Genomic DNA, 17923 nt, shown 5'->3' on the forward strand with positions numbered 1-17923 from the left:
CCGCTTACTCGAGGGAGCGGACTCGGTGCGCGCCGCTACTCCTCAGAAGTTGCGGTAGTGGGGTGTGACTACCGCGACTTCTGCGGATCCGGCGGCTGCCGAGCGTGGAGGGCCCGCTCCGCTCTCCAGGAGTTGTCGTAGGGGGGCGTCGAGTGCGACAACTTCTGCGCACTGGCGGCGCGAGGCGGGCGGGTGGCTCGACTCCTCAGAAGTTGCGGTAGTGGGGTGCGACTACCGCAACTTGTGCTGAGTCGGTGTTCGGCGAGCGCGGGGCGGGGGCTCCAGACTCGGGAAGTTGCGGTGGTGGCGCGCGACTACCGCAACTTTTGAGGAGTGGCGGGGGAGGGGGCGCGGCGCGGCGCGGCGCGCGGCTCTCAGACGGCTGCAAGGGTCTGGGCAGGGGGCGCAGGGGTGCGGGCGCGTAGGGTCTCCGGGTGCCCTCCGACTCGACGCTGAACGCGCCCACCGCCCCGACCGCCACCACCTCCCCGACCGTGGGGCGGCGCCTGCTGACGGCGCTCGCCTCCGCGGCGGCCACGGCGGTCGCGGCCCACCTCGCCAACCTGCTCGCCTTCTTCATCGGCAACCAGCTGGCGCCGACGTCGATCCCGCAGGTCAACGCCTACTTCCTGCTCTCGAGCGTGCTCGCCTTCGTGGTGGTGCTCGTGCTCGCGGCGGCCGGGCTGCTCGCCCGCGCCTGGACGGCGGCGATCGCCGGACTCGTCGCGGGGCTCGTCGGCGCCGTCTTCGGCACGCTCGTGCAGGCGAGCGCGAGCGGCACCCCGATCACCGGGGAGGTCTGGGGATCGATCGTCGCGACCTTCGGCGGGCTCAACCTCGTCTTCCTGCTCGCCTTCGTGATCGCCGCCGCGACCCTCGGCCACCGCATCGCCGTCGCATCGACACCTGCCCGCGCCCGGAAGTCCTCGGCCGCCGCCGCCCGTCCGGAGCGCCGCATCGCCCTCATCCGGCAGCCCGCGGACGACCTCGACGCCGGCGAGCTCACCCACCTCGAGCGCGTCCCCGTCGACCGGGTGAAGGCGCTGCAGCAGTGGGAGGAGTACGTCGACGCGCTCGAGGAGGCCGGCTGGGAGACCGTCCAGGTCGCCACGGCGCCCGAGCTGCCCGACTCCGTCTTCCTCGAGGACGCGCTGCTCGTCGTCGACGGGCACGCGGTCCTCACCCGCCCGGGCGCCGAGTCGCGCCGCGGCGAGGTCGACGGCGCGGAGGAGGCGGCCCGCGCCCTCGACCTGATCGTGCACCGGATCGAGGCGCCCGGCACCCTGGAGGGCGGCGACGTCCTCCGCGTCGGCTCGACCGTCTACGTCGGCCGCGGCGGACGCACCAACGCCGAGGGCGTCGCGCAGCTGCGGGCCCTGCTCCGCCCGCTCGGCCTCAGCGTCGTCGCGGTCCCGCTCACCCGCGCCCTGCACCTCAAGAGCGCCGTCACCGCTCTGCCGGACGGCACCGTGATCGGCTGGGAGTCCGTCGTCGACGAGCCGCGGCTCTTCCCCTCCTTCCTGCCGATGCCGGAGGAGGGCGGTGCCCACGTGGTCGTGCTCGGCCCGGACACGCTGCTGATGGCGGCGTCCGCGCCGCGGAGCGCGGAGCTGCTCCGCGAGCTCGGCTACCGCGTCGTGACGGTCGACATCTCGGAGTTCGAGAAGCTCGAGGGCTGCGTGACCTGCCTGTCGGTGCGGGTGCGCTGACGGCCTCGGCGCCGCTCGCGCGGGTTCGTCCAGCGGGCTCGGTCGTGGAGGAGGGAGGGACCCGACGATCCGCGCCCGCGGTCGCCGAGCGGTGGACGCCGCCGACGGACCGGGTATAGCCTTCAAGGCTGCCCAGAAGCCCTCAACGGGCCGGCGGCATCCCCGCCCTCGCGACGCCACGGTGCCGCAGGGCTCCGTCCTCCGTCGCGAAAGCCCAGCACCGTGCTCGCACAGTCCTCTCCGCCCGCCGCTCCGAAGCGCCCGAACACCCTCCGCACGCTGCTGCGCCTGGTCCCGTTCGTCGGCGACGCGCTGCCCCGCCTGGTCGGCGGCATCGCGATCGCCCTCGTGGCCAGCCTCGTCTCGCTGGCGATCCCGATCGTCCTCCAGCAGCTGGTCGACGGACCGCTCGGCGACGGCGCGACCGCCGCCGGCTCCGGCGACCTCGGCCCGCTGATCGGCCCGGTCGTCGTCGTGCTCCTGCTCGGCGTGCTCGAGGCCGCCGCCATCGCGCTGCGCCGCCGGATGGTGCTCACGCCGAGCACGCGGGTCGAGGCGCGGATGCGCACCGCGCTGTACCGCCAGCTCCAGGACCTGCCCGTCTCGTTCCACGACCGCTGGCAGAGCGGGCAGCTGCTCTCGCGCGCGATGAGCGACCTCAGCCTCATCCGCCGCTGGATCGCCTTCGGCTTCGTGCTGCTGGTGGTCAACGCGCTGACGATCGTCGTCGGCTTCGGTGTCCTGGTCTACTGGAACCCGATCCTCGGCGCGCTGTTCGTGGCCTGCTCGATCCCGGTCTGGATCTACGGCTTCGCCTTCGAGAAGCGCTACTCGAGCATCGCGCGCCGCAGCCAGGACCAGGCCGGCGACCTCGCCACCACGGTCGAGCAGTCGGTGCACGGCATCCGCGTGATCAAGGCGTTCGGCCGCCACCAGCACGCGCTCGCGGGCTTCGCCGACCAGGCGGAGAAGCTGCGCGGCACGGAGGTGGAGAAGGCGAAGGCCATCGCGGGCATCTGGGTCGTCCTGCTGCTCATCCCCGACATCGCCTTCGCGCTCTGCCTCCTCGCCGGCGTCTGGCTGGCCGCCGACGGACAGCTCAGCGTCGGCGAGCTCTTCGCCTTCTTCGCCACCGCCACGGTGCTGCGCTGGCCGGTGGAGTCGATCGGCTTCCTGCTCTCGATGACGTTCGACGCGCGCACCGCCGTCGACCGCTACTTCGAGGTGATGGACAGCCGGAACACGATCACCGATCCGGAGGCGCCCGCCACGATCGCCCGCCCGCTCGGCCGGGTGCGCTTCCGCGACGTGCACTTCCGCTACCAGGACGCGCCCGAGCGCTTCGCCGACCTGCTCGACGGCGTCGACCTCGAGGTCGAGCCCGGCGAGACGATGGCGCTCGTCGGCCTCACCGGCTCGGGCAAGACGACGCTCACCGCGCTGCTGCCGCGCCTCTACGACGTGACCGGCGGAGCGATCGAGATCGACGGCGTCGACGTGCGGAACCTCCGCCGCGACGAGCTGCGCTCCCACGTCGGCATGGCCTTCGAGGACGCGACGCTGTTCTCCACCTCCGTGCGCGAGAACGTGCTGCTCGGCCGCCCCGACGCCTCCGAGGCGGAGCTGCTCGAGGCGCTCGAGATCGCGCAGGCGGACTTCGTGCACTCCCTGCCGAACGGGCTGGACACCACCGTGGGCGAGGAGGGGATGAGCCTCTCCGGCGGCCAGCGCCAGCGGCTCGCCCTCGCGCGCGCCATCGCCGCGCGGCCGGCCGTCCTCGTCCTGGACGATCCGCTGTCGGCCCTCGACGTCGACACCGAGGCGCGGGTCGAGAAGGGCCTGCGCCGCGTGCTCGGCGACACCACCGCGCTGATCGTCGCGCACCGCCCCTCGACCGTCGCCCTCGCCGACCGCGTCGCCCTCCTCGAGGAGGGCCGCGTCACGGCGGTCGGCACCCACACCGAGCTGCTCGCGAGCAGCCCGCACTACCGCTTCGTCATCTCGAGCCTCGAGGAGGACGAGCTCGCCCGTCCCCGGGGCACCGAGCGCGTCGGCTCGCGCCCGCGCGCCGAGGCCGAGCTGACGGACCTGGCCGACCTCACGGAGCTGGAGACCCGATCATGAGCACTCTCGGATCCACCGAGGAGCGCGACGACCTCACGCGCGCGGAGTCCGCGGCCCTGCGCCGGCGCTCGCTCGCGCTGCTCGGGTCGCTGCTGCGCCCGCTGCGGATGCGGCTGGTGCTGACGGCCGTCGTCGTGGTGATCTCGACCGCCGCCCAGGTCGCCGGGCCGGCGCTGATCGCACTGGGCATCGACAACGGCCTGCCGGCGATCCTCGACGGCGACGCGACCCCGCTGGTCCTCACCGTGATCGCCTACGTCCTGACCGGCGTCGTCGGCGCCGTCCTCGTCGCCTGGTACACCGTGCTGTCGGCCCGGGTGAGCCAGGCGATCCTGATCGACCTGCGCAAGCGCGTCTTCCTGCACACCCAGAAGCTGAGCCTGGAGTTCCACGAGAACTACACCTCCGGCCGGATCATCTCCCGGCAGACCAGCGACCTCGACTCGATCCGCGAGCTGCTCGACTCCGGCATCAACCAGCTCGTGCAGGGCGCCCTCTACATGGGCTTCGTCGCCATCGCGCTGGTCTCGCTCGACGGCGTCAGCGGCCTCGTGCTCGCCTGTGCCCTCGTGCCGCTGGCGATCCTGACCCGCTGGTTCCAGAAGCGCTCGCAGTCGCTCTTCCGCGGCACCCGCGTCGCGTCGTCCCGACTGATCGTCCAGTTCGTCGAGACGATGACCGGCATCCGCGCCGTGCAGACCTTCCGCACCCAGCAGCGCAACGAGTCGGCCTTCGGCGTCGTCGTCGAGCGCTACCGGGTCGCCTACAAGAAGGTCTTCGGCGTCTTCGGCACCTTCGACCCCGGTCTCGTGCTGATCGGGAACGTCACGATGGCGGCCGTGCTGTTCTTCGGCGGGATGCGGGTGCTCGACGGCGGTCTCGAGATCGGCGCGCTGCTCGGCGTCCTGCTCTACACGCGGCGGTTCTTCGCGCCGGTGCAGGAGATGGCGATGTTCTACAACTCCTACCAGTCCGCCGCGGCCGCGCTCGAGAAGATCTCGGGCGTCCTCGCGGAGGAGCAGAGCGTGCCCGACCCGGCGCACCCCGTCGACCTGCGCGAGGCGCGCGGGGCGCTCGGCTTCGAGGGCGTCCGCTTCGCCTACACGACCGACCGGGAGATCCTGCCGCGCTTCGACCTGCGGATCCCCGCAGGCCAGACGATCGCGCTCGTCGGCTCGACCGGTGCCGGCAAGTCGACGCTCGCGAAGCTCGTCTCGCGCTTCTACGACCCGACCGATGGAGTGGTGACCCTCGACGGGGTCGACCTCCGGCAGCTGCACCCGAAGGACCTTCGGCGCGCGATCGTGATGGTGACCCAGGAGGCCTACCTCTTCTCCGGCTCCGTCGCGGACAACATCGCGATCGGCCGGCCCTCGGCCTCCTACGACGAGATCGTCGACGCGGCGAAGGCGGTCGGCGCGCACGCGTTCATCCAGGCGCTGCCGGACGGCTACGACACCGACGTGAACAAGCGCGGCGGGCGGGTCTCGGCCGGTCAGCGCCAGCTGATCTCGTTCGCGCGGGCGTTCCTGGCCGACCCGGCGGTGCTGATCCTGGACGAGGCGACCTCCTCGCTCGACATCCCGAGCGAGCGGCTGGTGCAGCTCGGCCTGCAGACGCTGCTCGCGGACCGGACCGCGGTGATCATCGCGCACCGGCTGTCGACGGTCGCGATCGCCGACCGGGTGCTGGTGATGGAGCACGGCCGCATCGTCGAGGACGGGACGCCGGAGGCGCTGATCGCGGGCGACGGCCGCTTCGCCACCCTGCACGCGGCCTGGCGGGACTCCCTGGTCTGACCCGGAGCGGCCCGCCGCCGCGTCAGGGCGTCCAGCGCGCGGCGCGGACGTCCACCCGGTAGCCGCTCGGGGTCGTGACGAGCGGCGTGCCCTCGCGCGCGTAGTGCTCGCGCGCACGGTCCTCGTGCCCGATCGCGGGAGCGCCGCCGGAGCGGACGACCCGCCACCAGGCGACGTCGGAGCCGTAGCGGGCGAGCACCGTGCCGACGGCGCGGGCGGCCCGGGTGCCGAGCACCGCGGCGATCTCGCCGTAGGCCATCACGCGGCCGGGCGGGATCGCGTCGACGACGGCGAGCACCGCGGAGACGAAGTCGGCGGGATCCGGGTCGGCGGAGGAGGCCGCCGGAGTGCCGGTCAGAGCTTCAGCGCCCCGATGTTCTCGCCGTACGGGGTCTCGCCGATGACCTCGAAGCCGATCCAGCGGAAGAACTGCTCGGGGCCGTCGGCGCCGGACTCCCAGATCACGGTGAGGGTGTCGAAGCCGCGGGCGCGCGCCTCGTCGGCGGCCGCGCGGACGGCGAAGGTGCCGACACCGCGGCCCTGCTTGGCCGCGTCGATGTTGATCCGCCAGATGCAGCTGCGGAACTCCTCCGGCGCCTGGGGGTCGAAGTGCGCGTGGATGAACCCGACGAGCTCGTCGCCGTCGAGGATCGCCCGCTGCCAGGCGGCGCCCGGGTCGATCACGGCGGCGGCCGCGGAGTACGACTCCGGTGCGACGAACTGCTCCTGACCCGGTTTGAGGCTCAGTCCGTTCACGGCGGAGATGTTCGCGGCCGACAGCTCTTCCAGGCGGAGGTCACTCATGCCGCCCAATCTAGCGGCCCGGCTCGGCGGCGGTCATCCTCCTCGCGGACGAGCGTCGCGGCGCGCAGGGTGCGGGGCTCCTCCCCGCGGAGAACTGTCTCGACGTCGAGACAGTTCCGGCCTCGGGTAGGCTGGTCGAGGCCGTCTGGAGCGGCCGCGGAGCCACCCGTCCCTCGCAGCAGCGGGGCGGTGCAACGAGACCCTGGGAGTGCAATGTCGAAGATCAAGGTTGAAGGAACCGTCGTCGAGCTCGACGGCGACGAGATGACGCGGATCATCTGGCAGAAGATCAAGGACACCCTGATCCACCCGTACCTCGACGTGAACCTCGAGTACTACGACCTCGGCATGGAGTACCGCGACCAGACCGACGACCAGGTCACGATCGACGCCGCCCACGCCATCCAGAAGCACGGCGTCGGCGTCAAGTGCGCGACCATCACGCCCGACGAGGCGCGCGTCGAGGAGTTCGGCCTGAAGAAGATGTGGAAGTCGCCGAACGGCACGATCCGCAACATCCTCGGCGGCGTCATCTTCCGCGAGCCGATCATCATCTCGAACATCCCGCGCCTGGTGCCCGGCTGGAACAAGCCGATCATCATCGGCCGCCACGCCTTCGGCGACCAGTACCGCGCCACCGACTTCGTCTTCAAGGGCAAGGGCACGCTCACCGTCGAGTTCACCCCCGAGGACGGCTCCGAGCCGATGAAGTTCGAGGTCTACAAGGCCCCCGACGACGGCATCGCGCAGGTCCAGTACAACCAGGACTCGTCGATCCGCGACTTCGCGCGCTCCTCGCTCAACTACGGCCTGACCCGCAACTACCCGGTCTACCTCTCCACGAAGAACACGATCCTCAAGGCCTACGACGGCCGGTTCAAGGACATCTTCGAGGAGATCTTCGAGACCGAGTTCAAGGAGCGCTTCGAGGCCGCCGGTCTCACCTACGAGCACCGCCTCATCGACGACATGGTCGCCTCGGCCATGAAGTGGGAGGGCGGCTACGTCTGGGCCTGCAAGAACTACGACGGCGACGTCCAGTCCGACACCGTCGCGCAGGGCTTCGGCTCGCTCGGCCTGATGACCTCGGTCCTCTCCACCCCCGACGGCAGCGTCGTCGAGGCGGAGGCGGCGCACGGCACCGTCACGCGCCACTACCGCCAGCACCAGGCCGGCAAGCCCACCTCGACGAACCCGATCGCCTCGATCTACGCCTGGACGCGCGGCCTCGCGCACCGCGGCAAGCTCGACGGCAACCAGGAGCTCATCGACTTCTCGCTGACCCTCGAGGACGTCGTCATCAAGACGGTCGAGTCCGGCAGCATGACGAAGGACCTCGCGCTCCTCGTCGGCCCGGACCAGGCCTGGCAGACGACCGAGGAGTTCCTCGCCACGCTCGACGAGAACCTCAAGGCGCGCATGGCGAGCTGATCTCCGGCTCGCACGAACGGCTCCGGCCCGCGGGAATCCTCGGATTCCCCGGGCCGGAGCCGTTTACGCGTGCCGGGCACCGGAGGGGTGGCGGTCGGCGTCAGAGCACGCGCGCCAGCTGCTCCATCGCCGCGCGCGGGTCGCTGCCGACCGGCATGAGCACCGTGCTGGCCGCTCCGGCCGCGTGCAGCGCGTCGATCCGCGCGCGGGCCGTCTCCGGCGTCCCGACGACGGCGAGCCGGTCGACCCACTCGTCCGGCAGATCGCGGACGAAGGCGGCGCGGTCGGCGCTCCGGGCGCGCAGCTGCGCGAACTCCTCGGCGAAGGGCAGCGGCTCGATGTGCGGTGCCCAGTCCGGCTCGCCGACCCACTCCAGTCCGGGGCGCACGGCGGCGCGGGCCTCTCCGGCGTCGTCCGAGACGGCGGCCACGTTGTAGGCGACGACGCGGCCCGGCGTGCCCATCTGCTCGCGGGCCCGGGCGAGGTATTCCGGAGCGACCGGCTCGGCGAGGATCGCCCCGTCGGCGATGCGCCCGGCCAGCTCGAGCGAGCGCGGTCCGCGGACCCCGGCCAGCAGCGGTGGCACGACCTGCGGCGGCGACTCGAGCCGCAGCCCGTCGACGTGGACGTAGCGACCGTCGCGGGTCACCTCCTCGCCGGCGAGCAGCGCGCGGATCGCGTCGAACTGCTCCGCGAGCAGGGTCAGCGGGCTCTTCGGCCAGACGCCGAGTCCGCGCATCCAGCCCGGCATGCCGTGGCCGATGCCCGCGTGGACGCGGCCGGGGAAGAGCTCGGCGAGGGTGCCGAGCTCCATCGCGGTGAAGGCGGCGGTGCGCACCGCGGCGGGCAGGATGCCGATGCCGACGACGATCCGCTCGGTCGCGGCGAGGACGGCCGCGGCCTGGGCGATGCCGCCGCGGAAGCCGAGGTCCTCGACGACCCAGAGCTCGTCGAAGCCGAGCTCCTCGGCCCGGCGGGCGTAGGGCAGGACCTCGGCGGCGGGGAGATCGCGGGGGAGCAGGACGCCGACGGCGGCGTCGGGATTCGGGGTGCGCATCCCGCCAGCGTAGGACCGGCGGGGTGGAGTCCCCGAAATGGGGGCACCGGGATCCCCGGAGATCGGACGCCGTTGTCCCCCGAACAAGGACTTCGTTACCTGTTCGTAACAGAGCCGGGCGATCCAGTTCGTAGGGTCGACTCTGTGCGAGAACCGATCCGGTTCTCAGCAACTGTGAGTAAAGGACATCGATTGCCGCTTCACTTGTCCCACCGTCCACCCGTCCGCCGCGCCGAGAAGCGCATCCTCGCCGGCCTCGCCGCCCTCGGCATCGCCGCCTCCGGCGCCTTCGCCGTCTCGGCCGCCTCGGCCGCCCCGCTCGTCGGCGGGGCCGCTCTCGTCGGCGGACTCTCCACCCTCCAGACCTTCGACGACGGCGACTACGTCGTCACGCTCGTCGAGCCGTCCGCGGCGACCTACGAGGGCACCGACGCCCGCTTCGCCCGGACCGCTCCGGACGCCGGCGCGCAGCTGCAGGCCCGCTCGGCTCCGGTCGAGGACTACTCCGCTCACCTCGAGCAGCGGCAGGACGACGTCGCCGCCGCCGTCGACGCCGCGATCGGCTACCACTACACGGTCGCCCTCAACGGCTTCTCCGCCTCGCTCACCGCCGAGCAGGCGAGCGCGCTCGCCGGCCGCAAGGACGTCGCGCAGGTGCGGGAGCTCGAGGACCTGAAGCTCGACCGCGCCGCGGCCTCGACCGCGCCGGCTCCGACCGCCGCCGCCGACGCCGGCATCCCCGTTCCGGACACCGGGCAGGAGTCCTCGACGAGCTTCCTCGGCCTCGAGGGCGACGGCGGAGTCTGGGACACCGTCGGCGGTGTCGAGAAGGCCGGCGAGGGCATCGTCGTCGGCGTCATCGACTCCGGCATCGCACCCGAGAACCCGTCCTTCGCGGGCGCTCCGCTCGCGACCTCCCCGGGCGCCGCTCCGTACACGGACGGCACGACCGTCCGCTACGCCAAGTCGGACGGCACCACCTTCGCCGGCTCCTGCTCGCCCGGCCTCGCCGCGTCCGAGCAGTGGGACGGCGGCGAGTGCAACCAGAAGCTGATCGGCGCGCGCTGGTTCCTCGGCCAGAACGAGGCGGCCGGCTCGACCGACAACCCCGAGTACCGCTCGCCGCGCGACGCGGACGGCCACGGCTCGCACACCGCGAGCACGGCGGCCGGCAACGCCGACGTCGAGGCCTCGGTCGACGGCTACGACTACGGCACCATCTCCGGTGTCGCACCCGCCGCGAAGGTCGCTGCCTACAAGGTCTGCTGGAACGGCGACGAGAACGGCACCGACGACGACGACTACTGCTCCGGCGAGGGCATCCTGGCCGCGATCAACGCGGCCGTCGCGGACGGCGTCGACGTCATCAACTTCTCGATCGGCGGCGGTTCCGCCGTCTCGACGCTGACCCCCTACGACGAGGCGTTCCTGAACGCCGCGGCAGCGGGTGTCTTCGTGGCCGCCTCGGCCGGCAACTCCGGCCCGGGCGTCTCGACCCTCGACCACGCCTCGCCCTGGTACACCACGGTCGCCGCGTCCTCGATCCCGACCTACACGGCCACCGCCACCCTCGGTGACGGCCAGGCCTTCGTCGGCGGATCGATCAGCGTGCACGACGACGTGACCGGCCCCCTCGTGAACAGCGCCGACGTCGTCGTCGCCGGGACCGAGAACGCCGACATCTGCGCGCCGGGCTCGCTCGACGCCGCGAAGGTCACCGGGAAGATCGTCGCCTGCACCGCCGGCGTCACCGCGCGCGTCTCCAAGTCGGCCGAGGTCGACCGGGCCGGGGGCATCGGCATGCTGCTGCTGAACCCGTTCCCGAACGCCCTGCACGTGGACGACCACTCGGTCCCGAGCATCCAGATCGACTCGCAGGCCTACGACGCGATCACCGCGTACGCCGGCACCGCGGGCGCGACGGCGACGCTGACCGAGGGCAACGCGACCGGCACCGAGATCCCGGTGCCGCAGGTCGCGGGCTTCTCCTCGCGCGGACCGGCCGAGGCGGACGGCACCGACGTGCTCAAGCCCGACCTCACGGCGCCCGGCGTCGCGATCCTCGCCGACAGCTTCAACGCCGAGGGCGACGACCCCGCCTTCGCGTTCGAGTCCGGCACCTCGATGTCCTCCCCGCACATCGCGGGCCTCGCCGCCCTCATCCTCGGCGTGACGCCGAACGCGTCGCCGTCGGCGGTGAAGTCGGCCATGATGACGACCTCCTACGACAGCGTCGACCAGTCGGGCGCCGCGTCCGACGACGTCTTCGCTCAGGGCGCCGGACACGTCGACCCGACCGCGTTCCTCGACCCCGGACTGCTCTACGAGAGCGGCACGAGCGACTGGATCGCGTTCCTCAAGGGGGCCGGCTACGTCTTCGCCGACCCCGAGCTCGACGCGGTCGAGGCGATCGACCCGTCCGACCTCAACCAGGCCTCGATCGCGATCGGCGCGCTGGCCGGCAGCCAGACGGTCACCCGCGCGGTCACCTCGACCGAGGCCGGCAGCTACACCGCCAGCCTCGACATCCCCGGGATCGACGCCGTCGTCTCGCCGTCCACCCTCTCCTTCACCGGAGCGGGCCAGACCGCCGAGTACACGGTGACCTTCACGAGGACCGACGCCGAGCTCACCGAGTTCGCGACCGGCTACCTCACCTGGTCGAGCGCCGAGCACGAGGTGCGCAGCCCCGTGGCCGTGCGTCCCGTGCTGCTCGACGCGCCGTACGAGGTGTCGGGCTCCGGCTCGACCGGCTCGACGAGCGTCGAGATCATCCCCGGCATCGACGGCCCCCTGCCGCTGGTTCCGAGCGGCCTCGCGGTGGGAGTCCTCGCCGAGGACACGACCGCGGCGGACGGCCACACCGGCACGCTGCCGCAGGGCGTGACGTTCGAGACGACCGTCGAGGTGCCCGAGGGCACCGAGTTCGCCCGGTTCGACCTCGACTCGCTCGACGACACGGCCGACCTCGATCTGACGGTCGCGCAGATCGTCGACGGGAAGCCGGTCGTCACGGCCACCAGTGCGACGGGCTCGGCCGACGAGCGGGTGGACCTCTACGCGCCCGAGGCCGGCCGCTACCTGGTCTCCGCGGACATCTACGCGGCGGGCGCGGAGCCGGAGGCGACCTTCGACCTCCGGAGCTTCCTCATCGCGGCGGACGGCGGCGAGGGCTCGCTGACCACCGCGCCCGAGACCGTCGACGCGGTCCTCGGCGAGCCGACGAGCTACTCCGTGTCCTGGACCGGCCTCGCCGGCCCGGCGCAGTACCTCGGGAGCGTCGACTACGCGGACTCGGGTCTCCGGACCCTCGTCAGCGTGGACGTGACGGAGGCGGCGACGCCGGCTCCGACCGCGACGCCGACGGCCGGACCCACGGCCGAGCCGACCGCGACGCCGACCGCCGGACCGACGGCGACGCCGGCTCCGACCGGGACGCCGACCGCCGGACCGACCGCGCCTCCCGCGCCGACCTCCACGCCCACCGCCGGACCGGGCGCGCCCGGCCACGGAGCGGGCGGCCTGCCCTCCACCGGCTTCGGCGGCGGACTGCTCGGAGCGGGCGCCCTGGCGCTGATCGGCGCCGGAGCGGTGCTGACGGGACTGCGTCGCCGCGCACTCGCGCAGCGTGAGGCGGGCGCCGCGGAGTAGCCCTCCGCAGCCCGTCGACGGCCGCTCCGCACGCCCCTCCGGGGGCGGCGGGGCGGCCGTCGCTCGTTGCGCGCGGGATCTCGATGCGCCCGCTGCGCGGGCTACTCGATCCGCGTGAGCAGGGAGCCGAATCGCTGGAGCATGCTGGTCGAGTAGCCCCGGAGGGGCGTATCGAGACCCGCCGTCGCCTGCAGGGTGGTCTGCAGGCTCCGGTTCGGACGGTGGTGGATCTCGATACGCCCGCTGCGCGGGCTACTCGATCAGCATGGTGCGACGCCCTCGTCTGCTGAGTCGCAGCCCCTTGCATGCTGGTCGAGTAGCCCCGGAGGGGCGTATCGAGACCCGCCGTCGCCTGCAGGGTGGTCTGCAGGCTCCGGTTCGGACGGTGGTGGATCTCGATACGCCCGCTGCGCGGGCTACTCGATCAGCAGAGGTGCACTCGCACAGCGGCGTCAGCTCAGCGCGCGGCGCCCCGAGATCACGCCGGACACCACGGCGACCACGCCGAAGACGATCGCGACGACCGGCTGGCCGAGGTCGAGCCAGGCGAGGGCGGCGGCGCCCATGATCAGCAGCTCGATCAGCGAGCGGCCGTAGAGGTCGATCGCGAGGACGGCGCGCGGCGACAGGAAGAGCGCCCAGAGCAGGATCGCCAGCACCGGTGCGCCGACGCCGAAGACGATGCTCCACGGCAGGTCCCAGGACAGGAAGCCCCACAGCCCGAGGCTGACGAACGCGAACAGCTCGAGCACGAGGCGGAGGACGTCGTTCGGCCCGACCTTCGGATCGGTCCGTGCAGTGCCCGCTGTCGCTCGATTCACGCGGACCATCGTATCCGCCCGCGGTGAGTCGCCCGAGAGGGCTCGTTCTCCCGCCCTGCGGACAGCCGTTCCGGGCGACTCGACGCCGCCCGCGACCGGCGCGGGGTCAGTGGAAGATGATCGTCCGCGCGCCGTCGAGCAGCACGCGGTCCTCCGCGAACCACTTCACGGCCTGGGTGAGCGTGCGGCTCTCCTCGTCCTGCCCGATCGCGACCAGCTGCGCGGGGGAGTGCGAGTGGTCGACCCGCACCACGTTCTGCTCGATGATCGGGCCCTCGTCGAGGTCGCTCGTCACGAAGTGCGCGGTCGCGCCGATCAGCTTCACCCCACGGGCGTGCGCCTGCTTGTAGGGGTTCGCGCCCTTGAAGCCGGGCAGGAAGGAGTGGTGGATGTTGATCGCCCGGCCGGCCAGGCGCGCGCAGAGCTCGGGGGAGAGGATCTGCATGTAGCGGGCGAGGACGACCAGCTCGATGTCGTGCTCCTCGACGACCTCGACGACGCGGTCCTCGAAGGCGCGCTTGGTCTCGGGCGACGTCACCGCGCGCGACTCGAACGGCACTCCGTAGAAGCCGGCCAGGTCCTGCAGGGTGGCGTGGTTCGAGAGGATCAGCGGGACGTCGATGGCGAGCTGCCCGGCCCGCTGGCGGAACAGCAGGTCGTTCACGCAGTGCCCCGCGGTCGAGGCGAGCAGCAGCGTGCGCAGCGGACGCCCGACGACGTCGAGCCGCCAGGTCATGCCGTAGTGCTCCGTGACGGGGAGCAGCGCGGCCTCGAACGCGTCGCGGGTGACGGGCGACTGCACCTGCAGGCGCATGAAGAAGCGGCCGGTGTCGGCGCTGGAGAACTGCTGGCTCTCGGTGATGTTGCCGCGGGCCTGCACCACCGCTCCCGAGACCGCGTGCACGATGCCGGGCAGGTCGGGGCAGGCGAAGGTGAGCGTCCAGTGGTTGCCGGGACCGCCGTCGGGGCCGCCGATCGCCGCAGCGGCGGCGGTGCGGTCGGAAGCGGGCGCGGCGGAATCGGTCTGCATCCGCTCAGGATATCGGCCGCCCGTTGCTACACTTGCCGCGTCGCGACTGGCGTTCGGATGGGTGACCATCAGGGAGCGGCACCCTCTCCGGAGACCTCTTCCGGACACTTTTCCTGCCGCTCGCCTGGGCCGGAACGGATACCGTTGTCCTGCGTGCCCGAGCGTGCCTCGTCGCCTCGCGGACGCCATCCGTTTCGCAGCCAAGGAGCGCACGTGTCCTCTTCTCCCGCCTCGAGCACCGCCAGCACCGGTGTCTCGGCCTCGTTCAACGAGCCCGTCTCCGTCGTCGATCCCGAGATCGCCGCCGTCCTGCAGCAGGAGCTCGACCGCCAGCGCGGCTACCTCGAGATGATCGCCAGCGAGAACTTCGTGCCGCGCGCGATCCTCGAGTCGCAGGGCTCGGTCCTCACCAACAAGTACGCCGAGGGCTACCCCGGCCGCCGCTACTACGGCGGCTGCGAGTACGTCGACGTCGCCGAGCAGCTCGCGATCGACCGCGCCAAGGCCCTCTTCGGCGCCGAGTTCGCGAACGTCCAGCCGCACTCGGGAGCGACCGCGAACGCGGCGGCGCTCGCCGCCCTCGTCCAGCCGGGCGACACCATCCTCGGTCTCGAGCTGGCGCACGGCGGCCACCTCACCCACGGGATGAAGCTCAACTTCTCGGGCAAGCTCTACAACGCCACCGCGTACGGAGTCGACCCGCAGACCTTCCGCATCGACATGGACGCCGTTCGCGAGAAGGCCCTCGAGGTCCGCCCGCAGGTCCTCATCGCCGGCTGGTCGGCCTACCCCCGTCACCTCGACTTCGAGGCGTTCCGCGCGATCGCCGACGAAATCGGCGCCAAGCTCTGGGTCGACATGGCCCACTTCGCCGGACTCGTCGCCGCGGGCCTGCACCCCTCGCCCGTCCCGCACGCCGACGTGGTGACCACGACCGTGCACAAGACGCTGGCCGGCCCGCGCTCGGGCCTCATCCTCGCCAAGCAGGAGTACGCCAAGAAGCTCAACTCCGCCGTCTTCCCGGGCCAGCAGGGCGGGCCGCTCATGCACGTCATCGCCGCGAAGGCCACCGCCTTCAAGCTCGCGGGCGAGCAGGAGTTCGCCGACCGCCAGGCGCGCACCATCCGCGGCGCCCAGATCCTCGCCGAGCGCCTGACGGCCGCCGACTCGAAGGCCGAGGGCATCGACGTGCTCACCGGCGGCACCGACGTGCACCTCGTGCTCGCCGACCTGCGCAACTCCCCGCTCGACGGCAAGCAGGCGGAGGACCGGCTGCACGAGGTCGGCATCACGGTCAACCGCAACGCGGTGCCGTTCGACCCGCGCCCGCCGATGGTCACCTCGGGCCTGCGGATCGGCACCCCCGCGCTCGCGACCCGCGGCTTCGGCGACGCCGAGTTCACCGTCGTGGCCGACGTGATCGCCGAGGCGCTCAAGCCCTCGGCCGACCTCGAGGCGCTGCGCGCCCGGGTCAAGGGGCTCACGGACGACTTCCCGCTGTACCCCGGGCTGTAGGCCGCCCCGCCCCTTCCGGGTGACCCTGCGCTCGGCGGGGTCCGGAGCGCCGAGCGCGCCTCCGGACCCCGCCGAGCGCTACTGCACGACAGGCGCGGGAGCGCCGACGAACGAGGAGTTCCACGATGACGGCACAGGTACTCGACGGCGTCGCGACCGCCGCGACGGTCAAGGCGGAGATCGCCGAGCGCGTGGCGGTGCTCCGCGAGAAGGGCGTCGTGCCCGGCCTCGGCACGCTGCTGGTCGGCGACGACCCGGCCTCGCGCTCCTACGTCGCGGGCAAGCACCGCGACTGCGCGGAGGTGGGCATCGAGTCGATCCGCGTCGACCTGCCCGCCACGGCCTCCGCGGAGGACATCCGCGCGGCGATCCGGCAGCTCAACGAGTCGGACTCGGTGACCGGCTACATCATCCAGCTGCCGCTGCCGAAGGGCATCGACGAGAACGCGATGCTCGAGCTGATGGACCCGGACAAGGACGCCGACGGACTGCACCCGACCAACCTCGGCCGGCTGGTGCTGGGCGTCGAGGGCGAGCTCGACAGCCCGCTGCCCTGCACGCCGAACGGCATCGTCGAGATGCTGAAGCGCCACGAGATCCCGATCTCGGGGAAGCACGTCGTGGTCGTCGGGCGTGGGCTCACGGTCGGCCGCCCGCTCGGGCTGCTGCTGACCCGCAAGGGGCTCGACGCGACGGTGACGCTGACGCACTCGCGGACGACGGATCTCGCGGCGGAGGTGCGGCGGGCGGACATCGTCGTCGCTGCCGTGGGCGTGCCGGGGCTGATCGCGGCGGACTGGGTGAAGCCGGGGGCAGCGGTGCTCGACGTGGGGATCACCCGGGTCGAGAATCCGGAGACGGGGAAGGCGAGGCTGACCGGCGACGTCGCTCCCGGGGTGGCCGAGGTCGCGGGGTGGCTGTCGCCGGTGCCGGGCGGGGTCGGGCCGATGACGCGGGCGATGCTGATCCACAACGTGGTGGGGGCGGCGGAGCGGGCTCTTCGCTCGTGAGTCGTCGGGGGTGCTTGCTGCCGGCGGTCTGACGGGGGGAGGGGCGCGGTGCCTCGTCGCGGCTCCTTCCCGCGCGCCTGCGGCGCGCCCGCCAGACCCGAGCCAGGAGCCGCGACGAGGCACCGCGCCCCTCCGGGGCGGCGACTGCAGAGGGGCGCGCCCTTCGGGCGGCGCGGTGCGGAGCCCGAGGTAAGGGACCAGGTGCAGGCCGACCTCCGTGGTCAGGCGTGGAAGTGGACCTCGTCGCCTGGGGTCAGGTGGGCCAGGGCGTCGAGGGACGTCGAGGCGATGACGGCGAGGACGGGGTAGCCGCCCGTTGTCGGGTGGTCGGGGCCGAAGAGGACGGGGAGGCCGGAGGGCGGGAGTTGGATCGCGCCGGGGACGAGGGCCTCGCTGGGGAGTTCGGGGGCGTCGCCTGTGGGGAGGGGGGTGCCGGAGAGGCGGAGGCCGATGCGGTCGGCGGAGGGGCTCAGGTGCCAGGGGCCGGCGAGGAGGCGCTGCCACGTGCCGGGGGGCAGGAGGCCGAGGCGGGGGCCTGGGAGGACGCGCAGGACCGGGTTCCGAGGGGGGTCGAAGGGCCACCAGTCGGGGAGGAGGACCTCGCCGGCGGGGGTGCCGAACGCGAGCAGGTCGCCGGGGCGGAGGGGGCCGGGCCGAGGGCGGAGAGGGTGTCGCGGGAGCGGGAGCCGAGGACGGGTGGCGCGGCGATACCGCCGCGGACGCCGAGGGTGCGGCGCAGGCCCGTCGTCAGGGGGCCGAGTCGCAGGACCGAGCCCGCGGGCGCGAGCGTCGGCAGGACGCGGGCGGGGGCGGCGCCGTCGAGGGTCGCGGCTCCGGCGGCGCCGGTGAGGCTGATCCAGGCGGGGGTCTCGAAGCGGGCGGTGAAGCCGGCGCCGAGCAGTTCGAGCGCAGCCGCGTCCGGGGCGTTGCCGAGCAGGCGGTTCGCGAGGCGGAGGGCGCCGCGGTCCATCG

The 17923-nt window shown here is 72.7% G+C and carries 12 protein-coding genes, 1 pseudogene and 1 riboswitch; of the genes and pseudogenes, 7 read left to right on the forward strand and 6 right to left on the reverse strand.

Going from position 1 to position 17923, the window contains the following annotated elements; translation table 11 throughout:
• Positions 1–434 precede the first annotated feature (434 nt).
• The 3 genes from ddaH (at position 435) to C1I64_RS01240 (ending at position 5632) form a co-directional block, all read left to right on the forward strand.
• Positions 435–1709, forward strand: coding sequence for a dimethylargininase (gene ddaH / locus C1I64_RS20810; RefSeq protein ID WP_341867812.1), 1275 nt, complete (start codon positions 435–437; stop codon positions 1707–1709).
• A gap of 222 nt (positions 1710–1931) precedes the next feature.
• On the forward strand, positions 1932–3833 hold the full coding sequence (locus tag C1I64_RS01235) for an ABC transporter ATP-binding protein (protein WP_127885950.1): 1902 nt from the start codon (positions 1932–1934) through the stop codon (positions 3831–3833).
• Positions 3830–5632, forward strand: a complete 1803-nt coding sequence (locus C1I64_RS01240; protein ID WP_127885951.1) for an ABC transporter ATP-binding protein — start codon at positions 3830–3832, stop codon at positions 5630–5632. Before C1I64_RS01235 ends, C1I64_RS01240 begins: the two co-directional genes overlap by 4 nt.
• Positions 5633–5654: 22 nt before the next feature.
• On the opposite strand, the gene C1I64_RS01245 is transcribed toward C1I64_RS01240, so the two are convergent.
• Positions 5655–5930 (reverse strand): MGMT family protein, encoded by a 276-nt coding sequence (locus tag C1I64_RS01245; protein WP_244209376.1) that lies wholly within the window; start codon positions 5928–5930, stop codon positions 5655–5657.
• A 56-nt stretch (positions 5931–5986) separates the two neighbouring features.
• A complete protein-coding gene (locus tag C1I64_RS01250) occupies positions 5987–6436 on the reverse strand; it encodes a GNAT family N-acetyltransferase (protein ID WP_123445122.1) in 450 nt (149 codons plus the stop codon).
• 213 nt (positions 6437–6649) lie between these two features.
• Here C1I64_RS01250 and C1I64_RS01255 point away from each other — a divergent pair, with 213 nt between their 5' ends.
• Complete coding sequence (locus tag C1I64_RS01255) at positions 6650–7867, forward strand: NADP-dependent isocitrate dehydrogenase (protein ID WP_123445123.1); 1218 nt, start codon at positions 6650–6652, stop codon at positions 7865–7867.
• Positions 7868–7967: 100 nt separating this feature from the next.
• Here the strand turns inward: C1I64_RS01255 and C1I64_RS01260 are convergent, their stop codons facing one another.
• Positions 7968–8924 (reverse strand): LLM class flavin-dependent oxidoreductase, encoded by a 957-nt coding sequence (locus tag C1I64_RS01260; protein ID WP_127885953.1) that lies wholly within the window; start codon positions 8922–8924, stop codon positions 7968–7970.
• A 204-nt stretch (positions 8925–9128) separates the two neighbouring features.
• Here C1I64_RS01260 and C1I64_RS01265 point away from each other — a divergent pair, with 204 nt between their 5' ends.
• Complete coding sequence (locus tag C1I64_RS01265; RefSeq protein ID WP_164874414.1) at positions 9129–12575, forward strand: S8 family serine peptidase; 3447 nt, start codon at positions 9129–9131, stop codon at positions 12573–12575.
• A gap of 452 nt (positions 12576–13027) precedes the next feature.
• Here the strand turns inward: C1I64_RS01265 and C1I64_RS01270 are convergent, their stop codons facing one another.
• Positions 13028–13396: a YrdB family protein gene (locus tag C1I64_RS01270; protein ID WP_243586292.1), complete on the reverse strand. Its 369-nt coding sequence runs from the start codon at positions 13394–13396 to the stop codon at positions 13028–13030.
• A 106-nt stretch (positions 13397–13502) separates the two neighbouring features.
• Positions 13503–14426 (reverse strand): formyltetrahydrofolate deformylase, encoded by a 924-nt coding sequence (gene purU / locus C1I64_RS01275; protein WP_127885955.1) that lies wholly within the window; start codon positions 14424–14426, stop codon positions 13503–13505.
• Positions 14427–14458: 32 nt separating this feature from the next.
• Positions 14459–14563: riboswitch (ZMP/ZTP riboswitch) on the forward strand.
• A gap of 76 nt (positions 14564–14639) precedes the next feature.
• Between purU and glyA the strand changes: the two genes are divergently transcribed.
• Together glyA and C1I64_RS01285 are read left to right on the forward strand one after the other, a co-directional pair.
• On the forward strand, positions 14640–15941 hold the full coding sequence (gene glyA, locus C1I64_RS01280; RefSeq protein WP_164874415.1) for a serine hydroxymethyltransferase: 1302 nt from the start codon (positions 14640–14642) through the stop codon (positions 15939–15941).
• Between the two features lie 125 nt (positions 15942–16066).
• A complete protein-coding gene (locus C1I64_RS01285) occupies positions 16067–16951 on the forward strand; it encodes a bifunctional methylenetetrahydrofolate dehydrogenase/methenyltetrahydrofolate cyclohydrolase (RefSeq protein ID WP_127885957.1) in 885 nt (294 codons plus the stop codon).
• Positions 16952–17172: 221 nt separating this feature from the next.
• On the opposite strand, the pseudogene C1I64_RS01290 reads toward C1I64_RS01285, so the two are convergent.
• Positions 17173–17921: pseudogene (locus C1I64_RS01290) on the reverse strand (5-oxoprolinase subunit C family protein).
• Positions 17922–17923: the final 2 nt, after the last annotated feature.

This window comes from Rathayibacter festucae DSM 15932, from assembly GCF_004011135.1.
GTDB classification, from domain to species: domain Bacteria; phylum Actinomycetota; class Actinomycetes; order Actinomycetales; family Microbacteriaceae; genus Rathayibacter; species Rathayibacter festucae.

What these genes read in the sequence shown, in the direction of transcription:
- C1I64_RS01240 (WP_127885951.1), top strand. Translation starts at nt 3,830, where the DNA reads ATGAGCACTCTCGGATCCACCGAGGAGCGCGACGACCTCACGCGCGCG.
- purU (WP_127885955.1), bottom strand. Translation starts at nt 14,426, where the DNA reads ATGCAGACCGATTCCGCCGCGCCCGCTTCCGACCGCACCGCCGCCGCT.
- C1I64_RS01285 (WP_127885957.1), top strand. Translation starts at nt 16,067, where the DNA reads ATGACGGCACAGGTACTCGACGGCGTCGCGACCGCCGCGACGGTCAAG.
- C1I64_RS01255 (WP_123445123.1), top strand. Translation starts at nt 6,650, where the DNA reads ATGTCGAAGATCAAGGTTGAAGGAACCGTCGTCGAGCTCGACGGCGAC.
- C1I64_RS01260 (WP_127885953.1), bottom strand. Translation starts at nt 8,924, where the DNA reads ATGCGCACCCCGAATCCCGACGCCGCCGTCGGCGTCCTGCTCCCCCGC.
- C1I64_RS01250 (WP_123445122.1), bottom strand. Translation starts at nt 6,436, where the DNA reads ATGAGTGACCTCCGCCTGGAAGAGCTGTCGGCCGCGAACATCTCCGCC.